This is a genomic window from Cellulomonas sp. ATA003 (assembly GCF_031582905.1).
Taxonomy (GTDB): Bacteria; Actinomycetota; Actinomycetes; order Actinomycetales; family Cellulomonadaceae; genus Pengzhenrongella.
Window position 1 is genome coordinate 3,395,131 of the sequence record NZ_CP133990.1, and the last position, 23,411, is coordinate 3,418,541.

Genomic DNA, 23,411 nt, shown 5'->3' on the forward strand with positions numbered 1-23,411 from the left:
GACTACTACATCGAGGTGCTCGCCGCCGACGGCACGAGCCTCGGGGTGCTCGCCACCGCCGACACCACCGGCGCCGGGACCCCGGACCTGCAGCCCCGCACGGCCGCGCAGGTCGCCGCCGGCGCGCAGGTGCCGTTCACCGTCCCCTCGGCGCAGGGCCGCACGGGGTGGCGCGCGGTGCTCCTGCCCGCGGTCGCGCAGGGCGAGTACGTGACGGTCGCCGTCGCGCTCCCGCTCACCGGCGTCGAGCGGACTCTGGACCAGATGCGCACCGTGCTCCTCGTCACCGGTCTCGCGGTCATCGTCCTCGGGTCGTTCGCGGGCTGGGTCGCGATGCGCCGCTCGCTGCGCCCGCTGGCGCAGATGGAGGCGACCGCCGCCGCGATCGCCGCGGGCGACCTGAGCCGGCGCGTGGCCAGTGAGCCACCGTCCACCGAGGTCGGCCGGCTGGGTGACGCGCTCAACACGATGCTGGGGCACATCGAGCGGGCGTTCGCCGAGCGTGCTGAGTCCGAGGAGCGCATGCGCCGGTTCGTGTCGGACGCGTCCCACGAGCTGCGCACGCCGCTCGCGACCATCCGCGGCTACAGCGAGCTGTACCGGATGGGCGCCATCACCTCGACGGACCAGATGGACGACACCGTGCGGCGCATCGAGGACTCCGCGACCCGGATGGGTGGGCTCGTCGAGGACCTCCTGCACCTGGCCCGGCTCGACGAGGGCCGGCCCCTGCGGGCCGACCCGGTCGACCTCACCGTCCTCGCCGCCGACGCGGTGAGCGACCTGCACGCGCTCGACCCCGGGCGTCCGGTCCGGCTGGTCCCGCTGCCCGGCGCCGCCGACCAGGGGCTCGCCCCGTGCGTCGTCGTCGGCGACGAGGACCGCCTGCGTCAGGTGCTCGCCAACCTCACAGGGAACGTCGTCCGGCACACCGCGCCCGGGACGCCGGTCGAGGTGCGCGTCGGCCGGGTCGGCGACGGCGCCGCCGTGCTCGAGGTGAGCGACCAGGGCCCGGGGATCCCCCCGAGCAGGCCGCCCGCGTGTTCGAGCGGTTCTACCGCGTCGACACCTCCCGTACCCGGGAGTCCGGCGGCGGTGCCGGGCTGGGGATGGCGATCGTCGCCGCGATCGTGGGCGCCCACCACGGCACGGTGCGGATCGACCCCACCCCCGGCGGCGGGACCACGGTCCACGTCGAGCTCCCCGTGACCCGTCCGGGCGACGCGGCGACCGGCACCGGCGGGGCTACGATGGCGCGTCCGTAACCCTGGTCCGTGAGGTTCCGATGGGCGTCTACGACGCGCCGCAGTGGTTGTTGTCCGCCTGGTCCCGCAGCTGTGAGGAGGCCGGTGCGACGGCCTCCGCGGAGGAGATCCGCACCGTGGGAGGCCGGCTCCTCGACCGGTGGTCCGAGCCCGGCCGGCACTTCCACAACCTCAAGCACCTCGTGCACGTGCTGTCCCGGGTCGACGAGCTCGCCGAGGAGACGCACGAGCCGGACCTCGTCCGGCTCGCGGCCTGGTACCACGGCGCGATCTTCGACGCCGCCGAGAAGGCCGCGTACGCGAACCGCGGTGGTGAGGACGAGGTCGCGAGCGCGGACCTCGCCCGGGCGGAGCTCACCCAGCTCGGGGTCCCGGAGCGGAACGCCGGGCGTGTCGCCCAGCTCGTCACCGCGCTCGCGCGGCACCTGGCCGTCCCGGGGGACTTCGACTGCGCGGTGCTGTGCGACGCCGACCTCGCAGTGCTCGCCGCGGAGCCGCAGCGCTACAAGGCCTACCTCAAGGAGGTGCGGGCCGAGTACGCGCACGTGCCGGTGGAGGACTACCTGCGTGCGCGCAGCGCGATCCTGACCAAGCTGCAGCAGCGGCCGGCGCTGTTCACCAGCCCGCTCGGCACGGCCTGGGAGGGCTCCGCCCGGCAGAACGTCGCTGCCGAGCTGCACCGCATCCACAAGGAGCTCGCCGCGATCGACGCCGCGACGCCACCGGAGCCGGCGCCGGAGCCGGAGCCGGGATCGACGCCGGGATCGACGCCGACCGACGAGGCCACCGCCACCGGGCAGGCGTCCGCGTCCGACGACGCCGCCGCCGGTGCGGGTGCGGGCGTCCCGGGTCCGACGGCGGCCGAGCCCCGGGCGACCCCCGGCGCGTCGGCGGGTGGCGACGCGACCCCCACGGCCGACGACCGACGGCCCCGGCGCGGACTGCCGACCTTCGGGCGTCGCTGACCGCTGCCCGTCCCCCGTCCGCGGGTGGCGCGGCGCCCGGCGCCGTCGGGGATACCTAGCGTCCGACGTCCGGACCGAGGGAGGACGCGATGAGCAGGTACGAGGTCGACAGCGCGCAGGTGGCGGCGGCGAGCGCAGCGGTGCGCGCGTCCACCGGGGCGATCCGCACGGAGGTCGGCGCGATGATGCGCCACCTCGCGGACCTGCAGACGGTGTGGCGGGGTGGTGCCGCGACCGCCTTCGGCGCCGTCATGGCGGACTGGGCGGTGACGCAGGCGCGGGTCGAGGAGTCCCTCGACGCGATCACGGTGGCGCTCGGCACAGCGGCGACGTCCTACGCGGACGCCGAGCAGCAGGTGTCCCGATTGTTCGGTCGGTAATCTGCCCGGCATGGCTGTGCTCGTCGACCCCCCGTTGTGGCCACGGCACGGACGGCTGTGGTCGCACCTGGTGAGCGACACGTCGTTGGACGAGCTGCACGCCTTCGCGGCCGCTGCGGGCATCCCGCGCCGCGGGTTCGACCGTGACCACTACGACGTGCCGGACGAGCAGCACACCCGCCTGGTGGAGCTCGGCGCGGAGCCGGTGGGCACCCGTGAGCTCGTCCGACGCCTGCGGGCGTCGGGTCTGCGGGTGCGCGCCCGGGACCGCTGACTGGCGCCTCGAACGGACGACGGCGGGCCGGCCACCCCAGGGTGACCGGCCCGCCGTCGTTCGTCAGCAGAGCTGAGCGTGGATCAGAAGTCCATGCCGCCCATGCCGCCGTCGCCGCCGCCGCCCATGGGCGCCGGGTTCTTCTCCGGCTTGTCGGCCACGACGGCCTCGGTGGTGAGGAACAGCGCCGCGATGGACGCCGCGTTCTGCAGCGCCGAGCGGGTGACCTTGACCGGGTCGTTGATGCCGGCGGCGAGCAGGTCCTCGTACTCGCCGGTCGCGGCGTTCAGGCCGTGCCCGACGGGGAGGTTGCGGACGCGCTCGGCGACGACGCCGCCCTCGAGACCGGCGTTGATCGCGATCTGCTTGAGCGGGGCGTCGATGGCGAGCTGCACGATGCGTGCACCGGTCGACTCGTCGCCCTCGAGGACGAGGCCCTCGAACGCGAGCTTGCCGGCCTGGATGAGCGCGACGCCACCACCGGCGACGATGCCCTCCTCGACGGCCGCCTTCGCGTTGCGGACGGCGTCCTCGATGCGGTGCTTGCGCTCCTTGAGCTCGACCTCGGTCGCCGCGCCGGCCTTGATGACGGCGACGCCGCCGGCCAGCTTGGCGAGGCGCTCCTGGAGCTTCTCGCGGTCGTAGTCCGAGTCGGAGTTCTCGATCTCGGCGCGGATCTGCGTGACGCGACCGGCGATCTGGTCGGCGTCGCCGCCACCCTCGACCAGCGTGGTCTCGTCCTTGGTCACGACGACCTTGCGCGCCGTGCCGAGGACCTCGAGGCCGACCGTGTCGAGCTTGAGGCCGACGGTCTCGGAGACGACCTGGCCACCGGTGAGGATGGCCATGTCCTGCAGCATCGCCTTGCGGCGGTCACCGAAGCCGGGCGCCTTGACGGCGACCGAGCGGAAGGTGCCACGGATCTTGTTGACGACGAGCGTGGCCAGGGCCTCGCCCTCGACGTCCTCCGCGATGATGAGCAGCGGCTTGCCGGCCTGGATGACCTTCTCCAGCAGCGGCAGCAGGTCCTTGACCGTGGAGATCTTGGACTCGACGAGCAGCACGTAGGCGTCCTCGAGGACGGCCTCCTGGCGCTCGGGGTCGGTGACGAAGTAGCCGGCGAGGTAGCCCTTGTCGAAGCGCATGCCCTCGGTCAGCTCGAGCTCCAGGCCGAGAGCGTTGCTCTCCTCGACCGTGATGACGCCTTCCTTGCCGACCTTGTCCATCGCCTCGGCGATGAGGTTCCCGATCGCCGGGTCGCCGGCCGAGATCCCCGCGGTCGCGGCGATCTCCTCCTTGGTCTCGATGTCCTTGGAGGCCTTGAGCAGCTGCTCGGTGACGGCCTCGACGGCCTTCTCGATGCCGCGCTTGAGCGCGATCGGGTTCGCGCCGGCGGCCACGTTGCGCAGGCCCTCACGGACGAGCGCCTGGGCGAGCACGGTGGCGGTGGTGGTGCCGTCACCCGCGACGTCGTCGGTCTTCTTGGCGACCTCCTTGACGAGCTCGGCGCCGATCTTCTCGAGCGGCTCCTCGAGCTCGATCTCCTTGGCGATGCTCACACCATCGTTCGTGATGGTGGGCGCGCCCCACTTCTTCTCGAGCACGACATTGCGGCCCTTCGGGCCGAGCGTGACCTTGACGGCGTCGGCCAGGGCGTTCATGCCCCGCTCCATGCCGCGACGGGCGTCCTCGTCGAACGCGATGATCTTGGCCATCGGTGTGTGTCCTCAATCTGTGCTGCGGATGGGCCGGGCCGGCGCCCGCGACGGACGGTCCAGGCGTCACCGGTCATGTCCCGGCTCTGCCCGACCTCACCGGTCGGCCCTGCGGTTCTGTCACTCTCGTACCGAGAGTGCTAACCCCATTGTTGGCACTCTCACCCGGAGAGTGCAAGGCCGAGCATCCCGCGCCGGCGACGCGACCGCCGTCCTGGACGAGCGCGTTCGCGCGCGGCGTACCCGTCGGCCACCTCACCCGGGCGGCAGCATCCGCCCCTGCCGCGCGTCGGCGGTCGGTACCCTCGACGACTGTGACGGCACCCACCGGCGAGCGCACCCGCGGCGAGTCCCCCGCCGTCGCGTCCGGGGTCGCCCCGACGTCCGGGGTCGCCCCGGCGTCTGCCGACGCCGCGCCGTCCGCCGCAGCCGCATCGCCCGCACCTCACGCACCGGCGGCCGCCGCACCTCTCGCACCGCCCGCCACCGCACCTGACGCACCGGCGGCCACCGCACCTCTCGCGTCGGCCATCGCCGCACCGGGCCGTTCGCGGCGGTGGGCCCGCCGCTGCGGCACCGCCGCGGTCACGCTCGTCATGGCGGCCTCGCCGTTCCTGCTCACCGACCCGCGCTCGCCCTGGGCGAACGCCGACGACCCCGCGTTCATCCGCCTCTACTCGGACGGGCTCGCGGCTGCCGCACCGTCGACGCCGCCCACCCTCCTGCGCGCCGGTGAGCCCGCCGTGTACCTGGCCGGCTCCCGCGTGGTCGACCCCGGGCCGGACGCGTCCCGCGCCGAGACCACACGCGCCGACGCGCTCGCCGACGAGGCCCGGGCGTGGCTCGCCGCCGGCACCGTCCCCGGGGCGGGCGGGCCCTACGAGGACCTGGCGCAGGACGCCCTGCTCGACGTGCGCGCCCTCCTGCTCGACGACGGCGCCGCCGTCGCCGGCTGGTCACCGCGCTGGCGGTACGTGTGGCCGCGCGACTCCTCCTTCATCGCGCTCGCCCTCGCCCGGACCGGCCACGTGACCGAGGCGGTCGAGATCCTCGAGTTCCTCGATCGCGTGCAGCACCGCGACGGGTCCTTCGAGGCGCGCTACCTGCCGGACGGCTCCGGCCCGCCGGACGACCGCGGCCTCCAGACCGACGGGACCGGCTGGGCGCTGTGGGCGACCGCCGGCGTGCTCGCCGAGATCCCGGACGACGCCGAGCGGCGTGCCACCGCCCGCGCGCTGCGCCCGCTCGTCGACCGCTCGACGGACCACGCGCTCGACCTCACCGACCGACGCGGGGTCCTGCCGCCGCCGTCGAGCGACTACTGGGAGGTCGGGGAGTCGCGACTCACGCTCGGCACCGTCGCACCGCTGCTCGCGGGCCTGCACGGCGCGGCTGCCGTGTACACCACGCTCGGCGACGTCGCCGCGGCCGCGATCGCGACGGAGCGCGCCGCGGCGCTCACCGACGCCGTCGTGCGCGAGTTCGGCCCGAACTTCGCCCGGTACTCCGACGGGCGAGAGGCGGACGCCGCGAGCGCGTTCCTCCTGCCGCCGTTCCAGCCCGTGGCGCTCCCCGGTGCGGAGGCAGCGTGGCGGGCGTCCGCCGTCGCGATGGCCCGCCCGGCGGGCGGGCTGGCGCCGGGGGCCGGGTGGAAGGACGACGGCATCTCCTGGACCCCGCAGACGACGCTCTACGGGTGGGTGGCCGCCGTCGCCGGCGACGCGGCCCAGGCCGACCGGTGGCTGAGCTGGGTGGATGACCACCGGACAGCGTCGGGGGCGATCCCGGAGAAGGTGCTCGCGGACGGCTCCCCCGCCGCGGTGGCCCCGCTCGCGTGGAGCGCCGCGTGCGTGCTGCTGGCCCTCGACACGCTGGACGACGCCGCCCGGTGACCCGGCCGACCGGCAGGACGCGTCGTCCGACCCGTCCGTGGGACGTCAGCCGGTGACGTCCTGCTCGAGCACGACGACGACGCCGTCGGCCGCGCCACCCCGGGCGAGCACGGTGGTCTCGATCCCGAGGACGTCCGCGACCGCGCGTGCGGACACCTCGAGGTCCGGCGCGGCGTAGGTCACCCGGGACGACGGCACGGGGGTGCCCGCGTAGTTGTCCGTCGACACCTGGGTCCACCCCGCGTCCTCGAGCTGCTCGGCCGCCCTCGCGGCCAGTCCGACCACCGAGGTGGCGTTGAGGACCTGGACCGGCACCTCGAGGTCCGGCTCCGGCGAGGGCACCGGGGCGGCGGTCGGCTCCGGCTCCGCCACGGGCGGGCTGCTCGGGTCGTCCGCGCCGGTGTCGTCGGCGGGCGCCTCGTCAGCACCGACGACGACGCCCGTCCCCTGCGCGGACGGCGTGGGGGTGCGCTCGCCCCAGACGAGGTTCACGACGACGAGGGCGAGGGCGGCGGCCACGGCCAGCGCGGCGAGGAACGGCCAGACCGCGGCCCAGCGCGACCGCGGCCTGCGATGTACCCCTGGGGCCCGGCCGACGGGTCGACGGCGTCGAACTCGTCGGGAGGGTACGGGTACTCGCCCTTGGTCACGGCCGACAGGGTAGCCGCTCGTCCGTCAGCCCTCGGCGTCGCCCCCGAGCCGCCGGGCGCTGCGTGCGCGCTGGCGGGAGGCGCGCATCCGGCGCAGCCGCTTGACGAGCATGGGGTCGTGCGCGAGGGCCGCCGGGGAGTCGATGAGGGCGTTGAGCACCTGGTAGTACCGGGTCGCGGACATGTCGAACAGCTCGCGGACGGCCTGCTCCTTGGCGCCGGCGTACTTCCACCACTGCCGCTCGAAGGCGAGCACCTGCTGGTCCCGCTCGGACAGCTCGTCGCCCCCCGGCGCGTCCTGCGTGCGGGGCGCCGCTGCGGTCGCTTCCATGGGTCCTCCCGGTGCTGCTGACGGTCCGTCGCCAGGGTACGGGGCGAATGACAGGGGTGTCATTCGCCCCGGCGTGGCGCCGCCGTGGCGGATAGCCTCGGCGCCGTGACACCGACCCCCTGCGCGACCTCGTGGCCCCGGACTGGGCCGATGCGCTCGCCCCCGTCGAGCCGCAGATCCACGCCATGGGCGACTTCCTGCGCGCCGAGGTCGCCGCCGGCCGCGGGTACCTGCCGGCCGGTCCGGCCGTGCTGCGCGCGTTCACGCGTCCGATGGCGCAGGTCCGCGTGCTCGTCGTCGGGCAGGACCCCTACCCCACTCCGGGGCATGCGATGGGGCTGTCCTTCTCCGTCCAGCCAGACGTGCGCCCGGTGCCGCGGTCGCTCGCCAACATCTTCACCGAGCTCACCGACGACGTCGGCTGCCCGCGCCCCAGCACGGGTGACCTCTCCCCGTGGGCGGACCGCGGGGTCATGCTGCTCAACCGGGTGCTCACCGTGCGACCCGGCGCCGCGGCGTCGCACCGCGGCAAGGGGTGGGAGGCGGTGACTGACCGCGCGATCGCGGCACTCGTGGAGCGCGGCGGTCCGCTGGTCGCGGTGCTGTGGGGCCGGGACGCGCAGTCCCTCGCGCCGGCCCTGGGCTCGGTCCCCACCGTGACGAGCGCCCACCCGAGCCCGCTCTCGGCGCGCAACGGCTTCTTCGGGTCGCGCCCCTTCTCGCGCGTCGACGAGCTGCTCGTCGCGCAGGGCGCCGACCCGGTGGACTGGGCGCTGCCCTGATCCGGCTCGCCGCGCGCGACGGCGGGGCGATGATGGACGCGTGAGCGATCTCGACACCCTCCACGCGCCCCCACCGACGACGCCGCCCGCCGCCCGGTGGTCCCGCTACGTGGCCCTCGGCGACTCCTTCACCGAGGGGCTGTGGGACCCCGACCCGTCCGACCCGTCGACGCAGCGGGGGTGGGCCGACATGCTCGCCGCCCACCTGTCCGAGCGCCGGGTCGCCGACGGCGCCGCGCCGCTGGAGTACGCGAACCTCGCGATCCGTGGTCGGCTGCTGCGGCCGATCCTCACCGAGCAGGTGCCGGTCGCCCTCGAGCTCGGCGCGGACCTCGTCTCCCTCATCGGCGGCGGCAACGACATGCTGCGGCCGGCGGCCGACCCCGACCGGATGGCCGACGCGCTCGAGGACGCCGTCGCGCGGCTGCGTGCCACCGGTGCCGACGTGCTGCTCGGCACCGGGGTGGATGCCAAGGACAGCCCGATCGTGCGGCGGACGCGCGGCCGCGTCGCCGTGTACAACAGCCACATCTGGTCGATCGCCCGGCGCCACGACGCCTTCGTGCTCGATCTGTGGGGCATGCGGTCGGTGCGGGACTGGCGGATGTGGGCCGAGGACCGGATCCACCTGACGACCGACGGGCACGCCCGGGTCGCCCAGGCAGCGCTCGTCGCGCTGGGACAGCCGGCCAGCGACGCGTCGTGGGACGACCCGCTCGCCCCGCGGCCGCGGGTGCCGCGGCTGGACCAGGCCCGGGCCGACGCCGCCTGGCTGCGCACCCACGCCTACCCGTGGGCGACCCGCCGGCTGCGCGGCCGGTCCTCCGGCGACCAGCGGGTGCCCAAGCGCCCCGAGCCGCGACCGGTCCGCTGAGCCGGACGGTCCACGCCGCCCGGGCGACGACGGAGGTCAGCGCACCGACCCCGCACACGCCTGGACAGGCGGGCCGTCGAGGTCGCGCGGGTAGCGGGCCAGGAAGATGCCACGCCGTGCCGCATCGGCGCAGTCCAGGCTGCCCCGGTACTCCACGACCCACAGGGCCTTCCCGTTGCGCGGGAACACCATGTACGGGTCGACCTCGCTGAACTCGTACGCCTGCTCGGCGATGGCCGCGTCGAAGTACGGCTCGAGCTGCCCCGCGAGCTCGGGGAGGTTCTTGTACACGGCTGCCATGCCACGGGCGTGGGTGATGTCCGCCAGCATCCGGACGTAGGCCACCTGGTGCGCCGCGGTGATCTGCCCCTCGTACCCCGAGTCCTCCTGCAGGTAGACGTCGATGTTGTCCCACTCGATCGCCTGCGCACCCTTGGCCTTCGCGAGGTCCGCGCGTGCCTCCATGATCGGCCGGAGGACCGACACCTGCCGGACGTCGAGCCACGTCTCGCCCTCCCAGCCGGCCAACCCCCGGAGTGCACGGTGGACGGGAACGCGCCCGCGTCGGGTCGCCAGTCCTCGAAGGACCCCGCGGAGAAGTACGCCACGGTGTACTTGCCGGCAGCCTTCAGCCTCGCGAACGCCGCGGCCGAGGTGTCGAACCCGTCGACGTCGTGGACCGCCTCGGGCCGGTCCGTCGGGACGGCGCCCTGGAGCTGCCAGTAGAACGTCGAGCGAGCCGGCGGGGCGGAGTACGAGGGCTGCGTCACAGGTGCACGGTACGGACCGGTGTTCCAGACCGGAACACCCGCGGCGGTGTAGACAACGAGGTTGCCGTCGTCCTGCATGACCAGCCGGTCCCCACCGCGCCCGTGGGTACCGGCGTGCCACAACGCACGTCCGGCCGGCGAGTACACGACGGCGTTGCCGTCGGCCTGGAACACGAGGCGGGCACCGGGGTTCCCCTGCGTCCGCGCCGCCCACTGCACGCGTCCGGTGGACGCGTACGCCACGAGGTTCCCGTCGCCCTGCATCACCAGGCGGTACGCACCGCCGAGGGACGACACCTGCTGGCCGGCCTGCAGCACCTGGCCGACCCGGACCTGCCCACCGGACGGCGCGCTCGGCGCGGGGGCGGGGGCGGGAGCCGGCGCGGGAGCGGGCGCAGGAGCGGGGGCGGGGGCGGGGGCGGAGGCGGGAACGGTGCGCTGCGTCCACCAGAGCGCCCGGCCCGTGCGGTCGTACTGGACGAGATTCCCGTCGTGCTGCATGACGAGCGTCGTCCGGTCGCCGCGCTGGTCGTTGAACCACAGGGGTCGGCCCGCGGACGAGTACACGACGAGGTTCCCGTCGTCCTGCAGGACCAGGAAGGCACCCGGGTTGCCGTGGGTGCCGGACCACCACAGCGCCCTGTCGCTCGCGTCGTAGACGACGGCATTGCCGTCACCCTGCATCACGAACCGGTGGCTGCCCGTGCCGGAGACGATCCGCTGCCCGCCGACGAGCGTGGTGACGGCCGTGATCTTGTCGGTCGCAGTCGCGGTCCTGCGGGCCTCCGTGCCGGCCGGACCGGCGAGGACGCCCTGCAGGCTGGCCGCCGTCCCGGTCGAACCAGTCGCGCTGGTCGCGGCCCCGATCGGCGCCGTGGAGATCACCACCACGGCCGCGGCTGTCGCGAGCGCGCGGGTGAGGGGCCGCGGGTCGGTTCGGGGCCGGGTTCGGGGTCGGGGCACGGTGTCCGCCTTCGCTGGGTCGTCGGGTGACCGGCCGGACGTCCGGCCGGTGACGGGCGAGCCTCGGACGGGTTCCGCGTCATCGCGTCATCGCGTCGTGCACGACCGCCCCGAGGATCCCGCGGCGGCGTGCCGGCCGCCAGTGCTGAGCCCCCTGTCGGATTCGAACCGACGACCCCCTGTTTACAAGACAGGTGCTCTGGCCGACTGAGCTAAGGAGGCGGGTCGTCGCCCGTCCGTGGACGGGCGACCCGCGCGCCAGCCTACCGAAGCGGTCGGGCCGTCACCGCAGGTCGGGCGGTCCGGGCAGCGGACCCCACGTCGTCGGCTGACCCGTGAGGAGCAGCACGACGAGCACACCGGCCACCGCGAGCGCCGCGGCCACCAGGACCGTCGCCCCCGACCACCCCGGCGCGACGGCCGTGAGGGCTCGCCGGGCCCCTGCCCGGGTCAAGCGGCCCAGCGGCCCGAACCACACGAGGAGCACGGCGAGCAGCGTGGCCAGGCCCAGCACCGCGGCGTAGGCCCGCGGGCCGTTGCCCTCGGAGCCGCCGAGCGACACCACGAGCCGGTCGGTCTGGAGCGCCCACCACAGGACGCCACCGACCACGACGACCGCGCTGGCGGCCACCACGACCGACGGGAGCAGGCCCACCGCGGCGCGCAGCCCGTGCCACGGCGTCGCCCCGACCACGCGGGCGACGTCGCCGCGAGCGGGCCCTCCGCGGCGCTCGCGCCGGCGGTCGAGCGCCTCACCGGCGACCCCGACGGTGCGCAGGACGAGGAGCGTGACGACGAGCACGACGAGCGTGACCCCGGGGTAGAGGGTCCCGGCCGCCACCGTGGCGATCCCCAGCGCGAGCACCGACCCGGTCCGGCGCCGCGGCGGCGACGCCACCCACGGCTCGGGCTCGGCGTCCAGGGCCGCACCCGTCGGCGGGCCCCACGCGTGGGCCCCGGACGAACCGGGCGCGACGTCGTCCCCGACGTACGCCCCCGCGGATCGGCCCCACGGCGCACCCTCACCGCCCCGCCCGCCGCGCTCCGCGTCGCGGTGGTGGGCGCGGTGCTCGTCGGCATGGTGCTCGTCGGCGTGGCGCTCGTCGGCATGGCGCTCGTCGGCATGGTGCTCGTGGGCGTCACCAGCCCAGGCGCTCGCGGGCACGACGCTCGGCGGCCGTCCACCGCGCGGCACCACCTGCGTGGGACCGCCCTCGACGACCGGCATCGCCGCCGTGCTCGCGGCACCGGCCGCCGGCATCGCCGCCGTGCTCGCGGCACCGGCCGCGGGCATCGCCGCCGTGCTGGCAGCGCCGGCCGCGGGCATCGTCGTCGTGCGGGCGTCGTCCGGCCCCGGCGCGACCCGTGTCGATCCGTCCCGGGGCAGGGCCCGGGTGGACCCCGGCGCGCCCTCGTCCCGGTCCTGCCCCCGCTGTGCCCGGCCGGCAGCGCCTGGGTCGGCAGCCCCGGGGTCGGCAGCCCCGAAGTCGGCGGCGCCGGGGTCGGCGTCGGAGCGCCGATGACCTGGGTCGGCGGCGCGGCGGGCACCGCCACCGCTGCCGCCTCGAGGCCGGCCGTGACGTCGTCGGGCGCCCACCGTCGCCCCGGCTCCGGCGCGAGGGCGGCGCGCAGCGGCTCGGCGACGCCGTCCGCGAGGCCGGCGAGGTCGACGTCGCCGGCCCTCGTGCGCGCGATCACCGCGTCCCAGGGGCGGGTGCCGAACGGCGCGCGCCCGGTCGCGGCGAACGCGAGCACGGCGGCCCACCCCCACCAGTCCGTCGCCGGGGACGGGTTCTCGTCGGCGAGGAGCTCGGGGGCGAGGTAGCCCGGCGTGCCCACCACGAAGCCGGCCGAGGTGACGCGGGTGTCCTCCGCGGACTGCGCGATGCCGAAGTCGATGAGCACCGGGCCGTCGCGGGTGAGCATCACGTTGGACGGCTTGAGGTCGCGGTGCACGACGCCGGCCTGGTGCACGGCCTCGAGCGCGTCCTGCAGGCCGGCCGCGAGCTCGGCGACCTCCACCGGGGCCAGCGGCCCGCCCCGGTGGACGTGCTGCTCGAGCGTGAGCCCGTCCACCAATTCGGTCACCACGAAGGCCTCGGTCGAGTCGGCCTCGGCGTCCAGCACGGCGGCGACGCCGGGGTGCCGCAACCGCTGCAGGGCGGCCACCTCGCGGCGCAGCCGGTCCCGGGCGGCCGGGTCGGCACCGACGTGCGGGTGCAGCACCTTGAGCGCGACGGGGTGCCCACCGCCGTCGACCGCCCGGTAGACCGTTCCCATTCCGCCGGAGCCGAGCGGCGCGACGATCCGGTACCCGCCGACCTCCGAGCCCGGTGCGGGGCCGCCGTGATCCATGGCTGCACGGTAGCCGGGGCGCGGCCGGTGACGTCCGCTTCGCCGCGCAGAGCCGTCGCCCGGCCCGATAGCCTCGAACCCATGTCGAAGGTGAACCGGTGAGCGCAGGCGAGTACGACCTGGTGGCGGTGGCCAACAGGCTGCCCGTGGACTTCACGGTGGACAAGTCCGGCGAGCTGAGCTGGACGCGGTCCCCCGGTGGGCTGGTGACGGCGCTGGAGCCGATGATGCAGGCCGCCGACGGCGCCTGGGTCGGCTGGTCGGGCGCGCCGGACCTGGCGCACGACCCGTTCGACGCCGACGGCATGCGCCTGGTCCCGGTGACGCTGTCCGCCGAGGAGATCACGCTCTACTACGAGGGCTTCGCCAACGACACGCTCTGGCCGCTCTACCACGACGTCATCACCGCGCCGGCCTACCACCGGCAGTGGTGGGACGCGTACCGCCGGGTCAACCGCCGCTTCGCCGAGGCCGCGGCCGCACAGGTCGCGCCCGGCGGGACCGTGTGGGTGCACGACTACCAGCTGCAGCTCGTCCCGGCCATGCTGCGCGAGCTGCGCCCGGACATCCGGATCGGCTTCTTCAACCACATCCCCTTCCCCGGCCTGGAGATCTTCGCCCAGCTGCCGTGGCGCCGGCAGATCGTCGAGGGACTGCTCGGCGCCGACGTCATCGGCTTCCAGCGCACGTCCGACGCCGCCAACTTCGTGCGGGCGGTGCGGCGCCTCACGGACCTCACCACGCGCGGCCAGGTCATCACGGTCACCGGAGCCGACGGGCGGGTCGAGCGGCACGTGCGCGCCGCGGCGTTCCCGATCTCCATCGACTCCCACCACTTCGACCAGCTCGCGCGCAGCCCCGAGGTGCAGCAGCGTGCCCGGGAGATCCGCGAGGAGCTCGGCAACCCGGGGATCCTGCTGCTGGGCGTCGACCGCCTCGACTACACCAAGGGCATCCGCCACCGCGTCAAGGCGTTCGGCGAGCTCGTCGAGGACGGCCGTCTCACCGTCCCGGAGGCGACGCTGGTCCAGGTGGCGAGCCCCAGCCGGGAGAACGTCGGCGCCTACCAGCAGCTGCGCGAGGACGTCGAGCTGCTCGTCGGGCGGATCAACGGCGACTTCGGGCACCTCGGTCACCCCGCCGTGCACTACCTGCACCACTCCTACCCGCCCGAGGAGATGGCGGCGCTCTACCTCGCGGCCGACGTCATGCTCGTGACGGCGCTCCGCGACGGCATGAACCTCGTCGCGAAGGAGTACGTCGCCGCCCGGTCCGACGACCGCGGCGTGCTCGTGCTGTCCGAGTTCACCGGTGCCGCGGACGAGCTCACCGGTGCGGTCATGGTCAACCCGCACGACATCGACGGCATGAAGGACAAGATCGTCCAGGCGGTCGAGATGGACCCCCGGGAGCAGCGCAAGCGGATGCGGCGCCTGCGCCGGCGCGTGCTCGAGGACGACGTCGCCAAGTGGTCGCGGTCGTTCCTGTCGGTGCTCGGGGCGGTCCCGCTGGCCGATGCCGCCGGCGACCCCGGCTCCGACGCCGACCCGCGCGGCGGCGAGGCCCGGCACGAGGAGTTCGCGGACGACGTCGCACCGGGTGAGCTGGCACGGTGAGGTGGCGCGGGTCACGCCGAGCCGCCGGTGTGGCAGGATGTCCCCGGGCCGCAGGTACCGGCAATGGAAGCCGGCACCTGTGTTCGCCTGTGTCAGCGAAGACACTCTGACACTCTCACGACGGATCGTCCGGCACGTACCTGCCGGTGAGGGGAAGTATCGACATGGCTACGGTCACGTACGACAACGCGAGCCGGGTCTACCCGGGCACCGAGCGTCCCGCGGTGGACGCGCTCAACCTGCACGTGGAGGACGGCGAGTTCCTCGTCCTCGTCGGCCCGTCCGGCTGCGGGAAGTCCACGTCCCTGCGCATGCTCGCCGGGCTCGAGGACGTCAACGCGGGTCGCATCCTCATCGGGGACCGCGACGTCACGGACGTCCAGCCCAAGGACCGGGACATCGCGATGGTGTTCCAGAACTACGCGCTGTACCCGCACATGACGGTCGCCGACAACATGGGCTTCGCGCTCAAGATCGCCGGCACCCCGAAGGCGGAGATCCGCAGCCGCGTCGAGGAGGCCGCCAAGATCCTCGACCTCTCCGAGTACCTGGACCGCAAGCCGAAGGCCCTCTCGGGTGGTCAGCGTCAGCGTGTCGCCATGGGTCGCGCCATCGTGCGTCAGCCCCAGGTGTTCCTCATGGACGAGCCGCTGTCGAACCTCGACGCCAAGCTCCGTGTCCAGACCCGTACGCAGATCGCGTCGCTGCAGCGTCGCCTCGGCGTCACGACGGTCTACGTCACGCACGACCAGACCGAGGCGCTCACCATGGGTGACCGCATCGCGGTCCTCAAGGACGGCCTCCTGCAGCAGGTCGGCACGCCGCGCGAGATGTACGACACCCCGGCGAACGTGTTCGTGGCCGGCTTCATCGGCTCCCCCGCGATGAACATCGGCACGTTCCAGCTCGCGAACGGCTACGCGACCCTCGGTGCGGCGAAGATCGCCGTCCCGCGTGCCGCGATCGACTCGCTCGCCGCCGGCGACCAGGGGCACATCACGATCGGCTTCCGTCCCGAGGCACTCGACCCGGTCCCGGCCGGCACGCCGAACGCCATCCCGGTCGTCGTCAACCTGGTCGAGGAGCTCGGCTCCGACGCCTACGTGTACGGTGCGCTCAGCAACGACATGGGCCAGCCGGTCGAGGCGATCCACTCCGGCGCCGGCGACGGTCAGGTCATCGTGCGCATCGACCCCCGGTCGGTCCCCCGCAAGGGTGAGACGATCTGGGTGCAGATCCGTGCGGACGAGGAGCACCTGTTCCACTCCGGCTCGGGCGAGCGCATCACCGCCTGACCACAGCACGACCCGCGAGGGGCGGTCCGGCTCGCTGCCGGCCCGCCCCTCGCCGTTTCCCGCCACGCACGCCCCCGGAGGCCCCCGTGCCACAGAACCTGCAGATCACCGCGGCCGCGCCCGACCCCGCGCTGCTCGACCTGCCCTGGCACGTCCCGCTCGAGCAGTGGCCCGAGAGCACCCTTGCCGCCCTGCCCCGCGGCATCTCGCGGCACATCGTGCGGTTCGTGCGGATGTCCGGCGGGGTCATCGCGGTGAAGGAGATCGGCGAGTCCGTCGCGTACCGCGAGTACGACCTGCTGCGCCAGCTCAGCCGCATCGACGTCCCGAGCGTCGAGCCGGTCGGCGTCATCACCGGGCGCCGCGCCCCCGACGGCGAGCCGCTCGAGGCCGTGCTCATCACGCACCACCTGCAGTTCTCCCTGCCGTACCGGGCGCTGTTCAGCCAGACGCTGCAGCCGGACACCGCCACCCGCCTCATCGACGCCCTCGCGGTGCTCCTGGTGCGCCTGCACCTGGCCGGCTTCTACTGGGGGGACGTGTCGCTGTCGAACACCCTCTTCCGCCGTGACGCCGAGGCGTTCGCCGCCTACCTGGTCGACGCCGAGACCGGCGACCTGCACGACAAGCTCAGCGACGGCCAGCGGGCCTACGACCTCGAGGTGGCCCGGGTCAACATCATCGGCGAGCTCATGGACCTGCAGGCCGGGGAGCTGCTCGAGGAGGACGTCGACGTCGTGGCGATCGGCGCGATGCTCGTGGAGCGGTACGAGGGCCTGTGGACGGCGCTGACCGACATCGAGTCGTTCACGGCCGGTGACCGGTGGCGGGTCGCGGCCCGGATCGACCGGCTCAACGAGCTCGGCTTCGACGTCGGCGAGCTCGACATCACGACCGACATCGACGGCACGACCCTGCACATCCAGCCCAAGGTGGTCGACGCCGGCCACCACTCCCGCCGTCTCATGCGGCTCACCGGCCTGGACGTCCAGGAGAACCAGGCCCGTCGCCTGCTCAACGACCTGGACGCCTACGCGGCCGCCATCGACCGGCAGAACGACGAGGAGTCGTTCGTCGCGCACGACTGGCTGACCCACGTGTTCGAGCCCGCGGTGCGGTCGGTGCCGCGCGAGCTGCGGGGCAAGCTCGAGCCGGCGCAGGTGTTCCACGAGCTGCTGGACCACCGGTGGTTCATCTCCCGCGAGCAGGGACGCGACGTCCCGCTCGAAGAGGCGGTGGACAGCTACGTGCAGGACGTCCTGCGCCACCGCCCCGACGAGCTCGCGATCCTCGGGGCGAGCGGCCTGGCGGACCCCGACGAGGACGCCTAGCGGCGGTCAGGCCTCGACGCCGCGCTGCTTGGACACCTCGTAGAGCGCGATCCCGGCGGCGACCCCGGCGTTGAGCGACTCGACCGCCGAGGCGATCGGGATGGAGACGATCGCGTCGCACGTGTCGCGCACGAGCCGCGAGATGCCCTTGCCCTCCGAGCCGACGACGAGCACGAGCCCGTCGGTCGCGAACGGCAGCGCGCTGACGTCGGTGTCCCCGCCGCCGTCGAGCCCCACGACGAAGCAGCCCGCGGCGCGGTACGCCTGCAGCGCGCGCACGAGGTTCGTCGCCCGGGCCACCGGCACCCGAGCCGCCGCGCCCGCGGACACCTTCCACGCGGATGCCGTCACGCCGGCCGACCGCCGCTCGGGCACCAGGACGCCGTGGGCGGCGAACGCCCCGGCGGACCGGAGCACCGCCCCGAGGTTGCGCGGGTCGGTGACGCCGTCGAGCGCGACGATGAGCGGCGCGGTCCCCGCGCGTGCCGCGGCGTCGAGGAGGTCGTCCGGCTCCGCGTAGGCGTACGGCGGGACCTGGATCGCGACGCCCTGGTGCACCGAGCCGTCGGTGAGACGGTCGAGCTCGGGCTTGGAGACCTCGAGCAGCGGCAGGCCGCGGCCGGTGACCGTGGCGAGGATCTCGCGGGTGCGGTCGTCGACCTCGATCCGGGTCGCGTAGTAGACGGTGCTCACCGGGATCCCGGCGCGCAGCGCCTCGACCACCGAGTTCCGGCCGGCGACGATCTCGTGGGTCGCCGAGACACCCTTGGTCCCGCGCGAGCCGCCCGCCGACCGCGACGTCCGGCCGGGAGCCGCTCCCCGGTGCGCCGGTCACCGGCCACGGGTGGGCGACGCTCGGCGGCCGCGGCGCGCTTCGCCGCCGGGTGGTAGGGCCGCTCGGTGGCCTTGGGTGTGGGCCCGCGGCCCTCGAGGGCCTGGCGCCCCTGCCCGCCGGAGCCGGCGCGGGCGCCCTTCTTGGAGCCGGGCTTGCGGGTCGCGCCGCGGCGCGAGGAGTTGCCTGCCATCAGTCCTGTTCCTCCCGGGTGGTGGCCAGCGACCATCGCGCCCCGGCCGGTGAGTCCTCGACGACGACACCGGCCGCCAGCAGGCGGTCGCGGATCGCGTCGGCGGTGGTGAAGTCCCGTGCGGCACGTGCCTCGGCGCGCGCCGCGAGCTGTGCGCGGACGACGGCGTCGAGCGCGTCGGCGTACCGGGCGTCGCCGCCCCCGGACGCCCACTGCGGGGCACCGGGGTCGAGCCCGAGCACGTCGAGCATCGCGCGCAGCGCCACCAGCGCCGTGCGGGCGCCGGTGAGGTCGCCGGCGGCGAGGGCCGTGTTCCCGGCGCGCAGCCGCTCGTGCACGACGGCGAGCGCCGCAGGGACGTTGAGGTCGTCGTCCATCGCGGCGGTGAAGTCCCCCGGCAGCGTGGTCTCGCGCACCTCGGCGTCGTCCACCGGGCCGACCCGCTCGACCGCGCGCTCGACGAAGCCGGCCAGCCGGTCCCAGGCCGCCTCGGCCTCGGCGAGCGTGTCGTCCGTCCACTCGAGCATCGACCGGTACTGCACCGCGGTCATCGCGTACCGCAGGGCGGCCGGCCGGGTGCGCGCCAGCACCTCGGTGACCAGCAGCCCGTTCCCGAGCGACTTGCTCATCTTCGCGCCGGACTGCGTGACCCAGCCGTTGTGCAGCCAGAACCGGGCGAACCCCAGCCCGGCGGCGCGGGACTGCGCCTGCTCGTTCTCGTGGTGCGGGAAGCGCAGGTCGAGCCCGCCGCCGTGGATGTCGAAGGCGTCGCCGAGGTAGCGCTGAGCCATCGCCGAGCACTCCAGGTGCCAGCCGGGGCGGCCCCGGCCGAACGGGGTGGGCCACGCCGCGGTGGCCGGCTCCCCGGCTTCGGGGCCTTCCACAGCGCGAAGTCGCGCGGGTCGCGCTTGCGCGCGTCCCCGCCGCCGTCGGCCCCGTCGGGTGCGGGCACCATGTCCTCGAGCCGCTGGTTCGTCAGCGAGCCGTAGTCCGGGTGCGAGCGCACGTCGAAGTAGACGTCACCGTCGCCCGCGACGTAGGCGTGCCCGGTGCGCACGAGGTGCTCCATGAGCTCGACCATCTGCGGCACGTGCCCGGTCGCGCGCGGCTCGTAGGTCGGTGGCAGCACCCCGACCGCGTCGTACGCGGCGGTGAAGGCGCGCTCGTTCGTCATCGCCCAGGCCCACCACGGCTCACCGGCGTCGGCGGCACGGGCGAGGATCTTGTCGTCGATGTCGGTGACGTTGCGCACGAGCGTGACCCGCAGCCCCGAGCGGGTGAGCCAGCGGGCCAGGACGTCGAAGGCCACGGCCGAGCGCAGGTGACCGATGTGCGGCGGCGCCTGCACCGTGGCACCGCACAGGTAGATGCCGACCTCGCCCGGGACCAGGGACTCGAAGGCACGCACCCGGTGGGTGGCGGTGTCGTACAGGCGCAGGCTCACCGGTCCAGGCTACCGGCGCGGGCACGTCGACCCCGACGGTCAGCACCAGGGTCAGCGCGGGGGGCAGCGCGGCGGTCAGCCCAGCGGCACGACCAGGGCGGTCGCGATCGCCGCGATGCCCTCGCCGCGTCCGGTGAGACCGAGGCCGTCGGTCGTCGTCGCCGAGACGGAGACCGGGGCACCGCACGCGCCGGACAGCGCGGCCTGCGCCTCGTCCCGCCGCGGCCCGAGCCGGGGGCGGTTGCCGATGACCTGCACCGCGACGTTGCCGATCTCGAACCCGGCGGCACGGACCCGCCGGGCCGCCTCGGCGAGCAGGGCGGTGCCGGACGCGCCGGCCCACTGCGGCTCCGCGGTCCCGAAGTGGGACCCGAGGTCACCGATGCCGGCGGCGGAGAACAGGGCGTCCGCGGCGGCGTGCGCGGCGACGTCCGCGTCCGAGTGCCCGGCCAGCCCCGGCTCGCCCGGCCAGTGCAGGCCGCCGAGGTGGAGGGGACGCCCCTGCGCCGGGTCGGCGAACGCGTGCACGTCGGTGCCGACCCCGACCCGCGGCAGGCGCACGGTCACCGGGCGGCCTCGACCCGGGCTGCCTCAACCCGGGTTGCCTCGACCCGGGCGGCGAGCAGCAGGCCGGCGACCACGAGGTCGCGCTCCGTGGTGATCTTCATCGCGGCGTCGTCCCCGGCCACCGCGACGACCGGCTCGCCGAGCAGCGCGACGAGCGAGGAGTCGTCGGTCGCCGCCGTGCGCTCGTCACCGGCGCGGTCGACCGCCCCGGCGTGCGCGCGGTCGAGCAGCGCACGGTCGAAGCCCTGGGGGGTCTGCACGGCACGCAGCGTCGCACGGTCCGGGGTGGCGAGCACCGGGACGGCGTCGGGCACGTCGCCGTCGGGCACGGGGGACCGACGCGGACGACGGTGTCCGTCACCGGCAGTGCGGGCACGACGGCGCCGTGCCCGCCGCGGACCGCCTCGACCACGCGGCGCACGAGGGTCGCGGGGGCGAGGGCGCGGGCGGCGTCGTGCACGAGGACGACGTCGACGTCCGGCGGCAGGAGCGCGAGAGCGGCGGCGACGGAGGCCTGGCGGCTCACGCCACCGTCGGTCAGCCGGAGCGGGAGGTCCCCGGGAGGGCGGACGCGAGGGCCCGCCGGACGTCGTCGTGGTGCCCCGGGGGGACCGTGACGACGACGAGGTCGACCGCACCGGACTCGACGATCCGGGTAGCGGCGTGGGCGACGAGGGGGATCCCGTCGAGCGGGACGAGCGCCTTGGGCAGGCGGTGGCCGAGGCGCGTGCCGCTGCCGGCGGCCGTGAGGATCGCTGCGGTGCGCACGGCGCGGGGCGCGGTCCGGACCGTGCCGGCCCCCCACGCGGGGGCCGGTCACCGGTCAGGACGCGAGGACCTCGTCGAGGATGGCCTCGGCGTTGGCCTCCTCGGTGTGCTCGGCGAGGGCGAGCTCCGAGACGAGGATCTGGCGGGCCTTGGCGAGCATGCGCTTCTCGCCCGCGGACAGCCCGCGGTCGGCGTCGCGGCGGGAGAGGTCGCGGACGACCTCGGCCACCTTGATGACGTCGCCCGAGGCGAGCTTCTCGAGGTTGGCCTTGTAGCGGCGCGACCAGTTGGTGGGCTCCTCGGTGTACGGCGCGCGGAGCACGTCGAACACCTTCTCGAGACCTTCCTGGCCGACGACGTCGCGGACGCCGACGAGGTCGACGTTCTCCGCCGGGACCTCGATGGTCAGGTCACCCTGGGCGACCTTGAGCTTGAGGTAGATCTTGTCCTCGCCGCGGATCGTGCGGGTCTTGACCTCGGTGATGAGCGCTGCGCCGTGGTGGGGGTAGACAACCGTCTCCCCGACAGTGAAAGTCATGTTGGGATGTCCCCTTTCAAGGGAGACGATCTTACCACGGCACCGGTGTGACATCGGGCGCCTGCCGGAGCATCGCCGCAGGTCAGGCCCCTCCGCCTTCGCGCAGCGGTCGCGACCACTACGCTGACCTGCGGGAGCACGCGCCCCGCCGGGACCACGGTCCCGGGCGGTCGCGCCGCCCCGGACCGCCCAGAGAGACCTGCCTGAGGAGTCACCGTGGCCAGCGCCCGCCCGTCCCGCCGTACCCGGTCGTGGACCACCACCACCGTCGCCGTCGCGGCCCTGGCGCTCGCCGGCTGCTCCGCCACGAACCCGATCACCACGGCCGAGGCCTACAACGTGGTCGACGGTGTGCAGGTCGAGGTCGGCTCCTCGATCGCCGCCCGCAGCCTGCTGGTCTTCACGAGCGGCGAGGGCGAGATCGGCACGCTGGCCGGCGCCCTGACGAACGGGGGCCGTGAGGACGTCGAGGTCACCGTCGAGCCCGACGGCGCGGACGCGGTCACCATCGACGTCCCCGCCCGCGGCACGGTCCTGCTGGGCGGCGACGGTGGCAACGTGATCGACATCGACCGGGTCGCGGCCCCCCGGGGCCCTGCTCACCGTCACCGTGTCCACGCCGGAGGGCGGTGCCACCGCCGTGCAGGTCCCGGTGTTCGACGACACGCTGCCGGAGTACAGCGACGCGGTGCCCGAGGGCGACTGACCCAGCCGGCGACAGCCGGCACCGCGCAGGCGGCCGGCACCCCGCAAGCAGCAAGCACCGCGGACCCGCGCTCGTCGTCCGAGCGCGGGTGGTGGCGGTCGATCAGCCGAAGCGGCCGGAGATGTAGTCCTCGGTCGCGCGCTCGGATGGCGCGGAGAACATCGTCCCGGTCGGGCCGATCTCCACGAGCCGACCGGGCTTGCCCGTGCCCTCGATGTTGAAGAAGGCGGTCCGGTCGCTCACGCGGGCCGCCTGCTGCATGTTGTGGGTCACGATGACGATCGTGTACGAGTTCTTCAGCTCGGCGATGAGGTCCTCGATCGCGAGCGTCGAGATGGGGTCGAGCGCCGAGCACGGCTCGTCCATGAGGAGCACCTGCGGCTTGACCGCGATGGCGCGGGCGATGCAGAGCCGCTGCTGCTGACCGCCGGACAGCGACGAGCCCGGGCGGTCGAGACGGTCCTTGACCTCGTTCCAGAGGTTCGCGCCCTTGAGCGAGGACTCGACCAGGTCGTTCGCGTCGCCCTTGCTGATCCGGCGGTTGTTGAGCCGGACGCCGGCGAGGACGTTCTCCGCGATCGACATGGTGGGGAACGGGTTGGGTCGCTGGAACACCATGCCGACGTTCCGCCGGACGGCCACCGGGTCGACGCCGTCCCCGTACAGGTCGACGCCGTCCATCGCGACGGTCCCCTCGACGCGGGCGCCGGGGATGACCTCGTGCATGCGGTTGAGCGTGCGCAGGAAGGTGGACTTGCCGCAGCCGGAGGGCCCGATGAAGGCCGTCACCGACCGCGGCTCGACGGACATGGCGACGTCGGCCACGGCCATGAAGGAGCCGTAGAAGATGTTGAGGTCCTTGACGTCGATGCGCTTGGCCACGGGGAGGGTGTCCTTCTCGGTGT

General features: G+C 74.5%; 20 protein-coding genes, 1 tRNA gene and 6 pseudogenes. 11 read left to right on the forward strand and 16 right to left on the reverse strand.

Annotated elements, in window-relative coordinates; genetic code table 11:
• The first annotated feature begins 363 nt into the window (after positions 1–363).
• The 4 genes and pseudogenes from REH70_RS20870 (at position 364) to REH70_RS16825 (ending at position 2,884) form a co-directional block, all read left to right on the forward strand.
• Positions 364–1,265: pseudogene (locus tag REH70_RS20870) on the forward strand (sensor histidine kinase).
• A gap of 20 nt (positions 1,266–1,285) precedes the next feature.
• Positions 1,286–2,230: a hypothetical protein gene (locus REH70_RS16815; protein WP_310749068.1), complete on the forward strand. Its 945-nt coding sequence runs from the start codon at positions 1,286–1,288 to the stop codon at positions 2,228–2,230.
• A gap of 89 nt (positions 2,231–2,319) precedes the next feature.
• A complete protein-coding gene (locus tag REH70_RS16820; RefSeq protein ID WP_310749070.1) occupies positions 2,320–2,610 on the forward strand; it encodes a WXG100 family type VII secretion target in 291 nt (96 codons plus the stop codon).
• A 10-nt stretch (positions 2,611–2,620) separates the two neighbouring features.
• On the forward strand, positions 2,621–2,884 hold the full coding sequence (locus tag REH70_RS16825) for a DUF4031 domain-containing protein (protein WP_310749072.1): 264 nt from the start codon (positions 2,621–2,623) through the stop codon (positions 2,882–2,884).
• An 83-nt stretch (positions 2,885–2,967) separates the two neighbouring features.
• Here the strand turns inward: REH70_RS16825 and groL are convergent, their stop codons facing one another.
• Positions 2,968–4,599 carry a chaperonin GroEL gene (gene groL / locus REH70_RS16830; protein WP_310749074.1) on the reverse strand — a complete coding sequence of 544 codons (1,632 nt, stop codon included), beginning with the start codon at positions 4,597–4,599 and terminating at the stop codon, positions 2,968–2,970.
• A gap of 314 nt (positions 4,600–4,913) precedes the next feature.
• Here groL and REH70_RS16835 point away from each other — a divergent pair, with 314 nt between their 5' ends.
• Positions 4,914–6,491 carry a glycoside hydrolase family 15 gene (locus REH70_RS16835; protein WP_310749076.1) on the forward strand — a complete coding sequence of 526 codons (1,578 nt, stop codon included), beginning with the start codon at positions 4,914–4,916 and terminating at the stop codon, positions 6,489–6,491.
• Positions 6,492–6,536: 45 nt separating this feature from the next.
• On the opposite strand, the gene REH70_RS16840 is transcribed toward REH70_RS16835, so the two are convergent.
• The gene (locus REH70_RS16840; protein ID WP_310749078.1) at positions 6,537–7,010 is read right to left on the reverse strand and encodes a LytR C-terminal domain-containing protein; all 474 of its coding nucleotides are present in this window, start codon (positions 7,008–7,010) and stop codon (positions 6,537–6,539) included.
• A 156-nt stretch (positions 7,011–7,166) separates the two neighbouring features.
• A complete protein-coding gene (locus REH70_RS16845) occupies positions 7,167–7,472 on the reverse strand; it encodes a DUF3263 domain-containing protein (protein WP_310749080.1) in 306 nt (101 codons plus the stop codon).
• Positions 7,473–7,603: 131 nt separating this feature from the next.
• Between REH70_RS16845 and REH70_RS16850 the strand changes: the two genes are divergently transcribed.
• Positions 7,604–8,254 (forward strand): uracil-DNA glycosylase, encoded by a 651-nt coding sequence (locus REH70_RS16850; protein ID WP_310749082.1) that lies wholly within the window; start codon positions 7,604–7,606, stop codon positions 8,252–8,254.
• A 40-nt stretch (positions 8,255–8,294) separates the two neighbouring features.
• Positions 8,295–9,128 (forward strand): SGNH/GDSL hydrolase family protein, encoded by an 834-nt coding sequence (locus REH70_RS16855; protein WP_310749084.1) that lies wholly within the window; start codon positions 8,295–8,297, stop codon positions 9,126–9,128.
• Between the two features lie 36 nt (positions 9,129–9,164).
• Here the strand turns inward: REH70_RS16855 and REH70_RS16860 are convergent, their stop codons facing one another.
• From REH70_RS16860 to REH70_RS16875, 4 genes and pseudogenes are all read right to left on the reverse strand, one after another.
• On the reverse strand, positions 9,165–9,656 hold the full coding sequence (locus REH70_RS16860) for an endo alpha-1,4 polygalactosaminidase (protein ID WP_310749086.1): 492 nt from the start codon (positions 9,654–9,656) through the stop codon (positions 9,165–9,167).
• 50 nt (positions 9,657–9,706) lie between these two features.
• A pseudogene (locus tag REH70_RS20875) lies at positions 9,707–10,582 on the reverse strand (endo alpha-1,4 polygalactosaminidase); the annotation flags it as partial.
• Positions 10,583–11,009: 427 nt separating this feature from the next.
• A tRNA-Thr gene (locus tag REH70_RS16870) sits at positions 11,010–11,083 on the reverse strand.
• Positions 11,084–11,144: 61 nt separating this feature from the next.
• A complete protein-coding gene (locus REH70_RS16875; RefSeq protein WP_310754479.1) occupies positions 11,145–12,188 on the reverse strand; it encodes a hypothetical protein in 1,044 nt (347 codons plus the stop codon).
• A gap of 192 nt (positions 12,189–12,380) precedes the next feature.
• Between REH70_RS16875 and REH70_RS16880 the strand changes: the two genes are divergently transcribed.
• Positions 12,381–12,686, forward strand: coding sequence for a hypothetical protein (locus REH70_RS16880; protein WP_310754481.1), 306 nt, complete (start codon positions 12,381–12,383; stop codon positions 12,684–12,686).
• Here REH70_RS16880 and REH70_RS16885 read toward each other — a convergent pair.
• Positions 12,608–13,216: pseudogene (locus tag REH70_RS16885) on the reverse strand (serine/threonine-protein kinase); the annotation flags it as partial. The gene REH70_RS16880 and the pseudogene REH70_RS16885 sit on opposite strands and share 79 nt — an antisense overlap.
• A 98-nt stretch (positions 13,217–13,314) precedes the next feature.
• On the opposite strand from REH70_RS16885, the gene REH70_RS16890 reads away from it, so the two are divergent.
• The 3 genes from REH70_RS16890 (at position 13,315) to REH70_RS16900 (ending at position 17,458) form a co-directional block, all read left to right on the forward strand.
• Positions 13,315–14,832, forward strand: coding sequence for a trehalose-6-phosphate synthase (locus tag REH70_RS16890; protein WP_310749090.1), 1,518 nt, complete (start codon positions 13,315–13,317; stop codon positions 14,830–14,832).
• Positions 14,833–14,996: 164 nt separating this feature from the next.
• Positions 14,997–16,127 carry a sn-glycerol-3-phosphate ABC transporter ATP-binding protein UgpC gene (locus REH70_RS16895; RefSeq protein ID WP_310749092.1) on the forward strand — a complete coding sequence of 377 codons (1,131 nt, stop codon included), beginning with the start codon at positions 14,997–14,999 and terminating at the stop codon, positions 16,125–16,127.
• A gap of 86 nt (positions 16,128–16,213) precedes the next feature.
• Positions 16,214–17,458, forward strand: a complete 1,245-nt coding sequence (locus REH70_RS16900) for a DUF4032 domain-containing protein (RefSeq protein ID WP_310749094.1) — start codon at positions 16,214–16,216, stop codon at positions 17,456–17,458.
• A 6-nt stretch (positions 17,459–17,464) separates the two neighbouring features.
• Here the strand turns inward: REH70_RS16900 and rlmB are convergent.
• The 8 genes and pseudogenes from rlmB to pstB all read right to left on the reverse strand — a co-directional run bounded on the left by rlmB (position 17,465) and on the right by pstB (position 23,388).
• Positions 17,465–18,483 (reverse strand): annotated as a pseudogene (gene rlmB / locus REH70_RS16905) (23S rRNA (guanosine(2251)-2'-O)-methyltransferase RlmB).
• Positions 18,483–19,927: pseudogene (gene cysS / locus REH70_RS16910) on the reverse strand (cysteine--tRNA ligase). The pseudogenes rlmB and cysS overlap by 1 nt, the downstream one beginning before the upstream one ends.
• Positions 19,928–20,002: 75 nt before the next feature.
• Entirely contained in the window at positions 20,003–20,494 is a 492-nt protein-coding gene (ispF, locus tag REH70_RS16915; protein WP_310749098.1) for a 2-C-methyl-D-erythritol 2,4-cyclodiphosphate synthase, read from the reverse strand.
• On the reverse strand, positions 20,491–20,823 hold the full coding sequence (locus REH70_RS16920; protein WP_310749100.1) for a 2-C-methyl-D-erythritol 4-phosphate cytidylyltransferase: 333 nt from the start codon (positions 20,821–20,823) through the stop codon (positions 20,491–20,493). The genes ispF and REH70_RS16920 overlap by 4 nt, the downstream gene beginning before the upstream one ends.
• Positions 20,824–20,888: 65 nt before the next feature.
• A pseudogene (locus REH70_RS16925) lies at positions 20,889–21,020 on the reverse strand (2-C-methyl-D-erythritol 4-phosphate cytidylyltransferase); the annotation flags it as partial.
• Positions 21,021–21,031: 11 nt separating this feature from the next.
• Positions 21,032–21,262 carry an NTP transferase domain-containing protein gene (locus REH70_RS16930; protein WP_310749102.1) on the reverse strand — a complete coding sequence of 77 codons (231 nt, stop codon included), beginning with the start codon at positions 21,260–21,262 and terminating at the stop codon, positions 21,032–21,034.
• A gap of 55 nt (positions 21,263–21,317) precedes the next feature.
• Positions 21,318–21,800 (reverse strand): CarD family transcriptional regulator, encoded by a 483-nt coding sequence (locus tag REH70_RS16935; protein ID WP_310749105.1) that lies wholly within the window; start codon positions 21,798–21,800, stop codon positions 21,318–21,320.
• A gap of 808 nt (positions 21,801–22,608) precedes the next feature.
• Entirely contained in the window at positions 22,609–23,388 is a 780-nt protein-coding gene (gene pstB / locus REH70_RS16940; protein WP_310749107.1) for a phosphate ABC transporter ATP-binding protein PstB, read from the reverse strand.
• Positions 23,389–23,411: the final 23 nt, after the last annotated feature.

Bases quoted from the DNA above. Each gene is read 5' to 3' on its own strand.
- REH70_RS16895 (WP_310749092.1), top strand. From the start codon at position 14,997: ATGGCTACGGTCACGTACGACAACGCGAGCCGGGTCTACCCGGGCACC.
- groL (WP_310749074.1), bottom strand. From the start codon at position 4,599: ATGGCCAAGATCATCGCGTTCGACGAGGACGCCCGTCGCGGCATGGAG.
- REH70_RS16815 (WP_310749068.1), top strand. From the start codon at position 1,286: ATGGGCGTCTACGACGCGCCGCAGTGGTTGTTGTCCGCCTGGTCCCGC.
- REH70_RS16845 (WP_310749080.1), bottom strand. From the start codon at position 7,472: ATGGAAGCGACCGCAGCGGCGCCCCGCACGCAGGACGCGCCGGGGGGC.
- REH70_RS16825 (WP_310749072.1), top strand. From the start codon at position 2,621: ATGGCTGTGCTCGTCGACCCCCCGTTGTGGCCACGGCACGGACGGCTG.
- REH70_RS16875 (WP_310754479.1), bottom strand. From the start codon at position 12,188: ATGCCCGCGGCCGGCGCTGCCAGCACGGCGGCGATGCCCGCGGCCGGT.
- REH70_RS16935 (WP_310749105.1), bottom strand. From the start codon at position 21,800: ATGACTTTCACTGTCGGGGAGACGGTTGTCTACCCCCACCACGGCGCA.
- REH70_RS16820 (WP_310749070.1), top strand. From the start codon at position 2,320: ATGAGCAGGTACGAGGTCGACAGCGCGCAGGTGGCGGCGGCGAGCGCA.
- REH70_RS16880 (WP_310754481.1), top strand. From the start codon at position 12,381: ATGACCTGGGTCGGCGGCGCGGCGGGCACCGCCACCGCTGCCGCCTCG.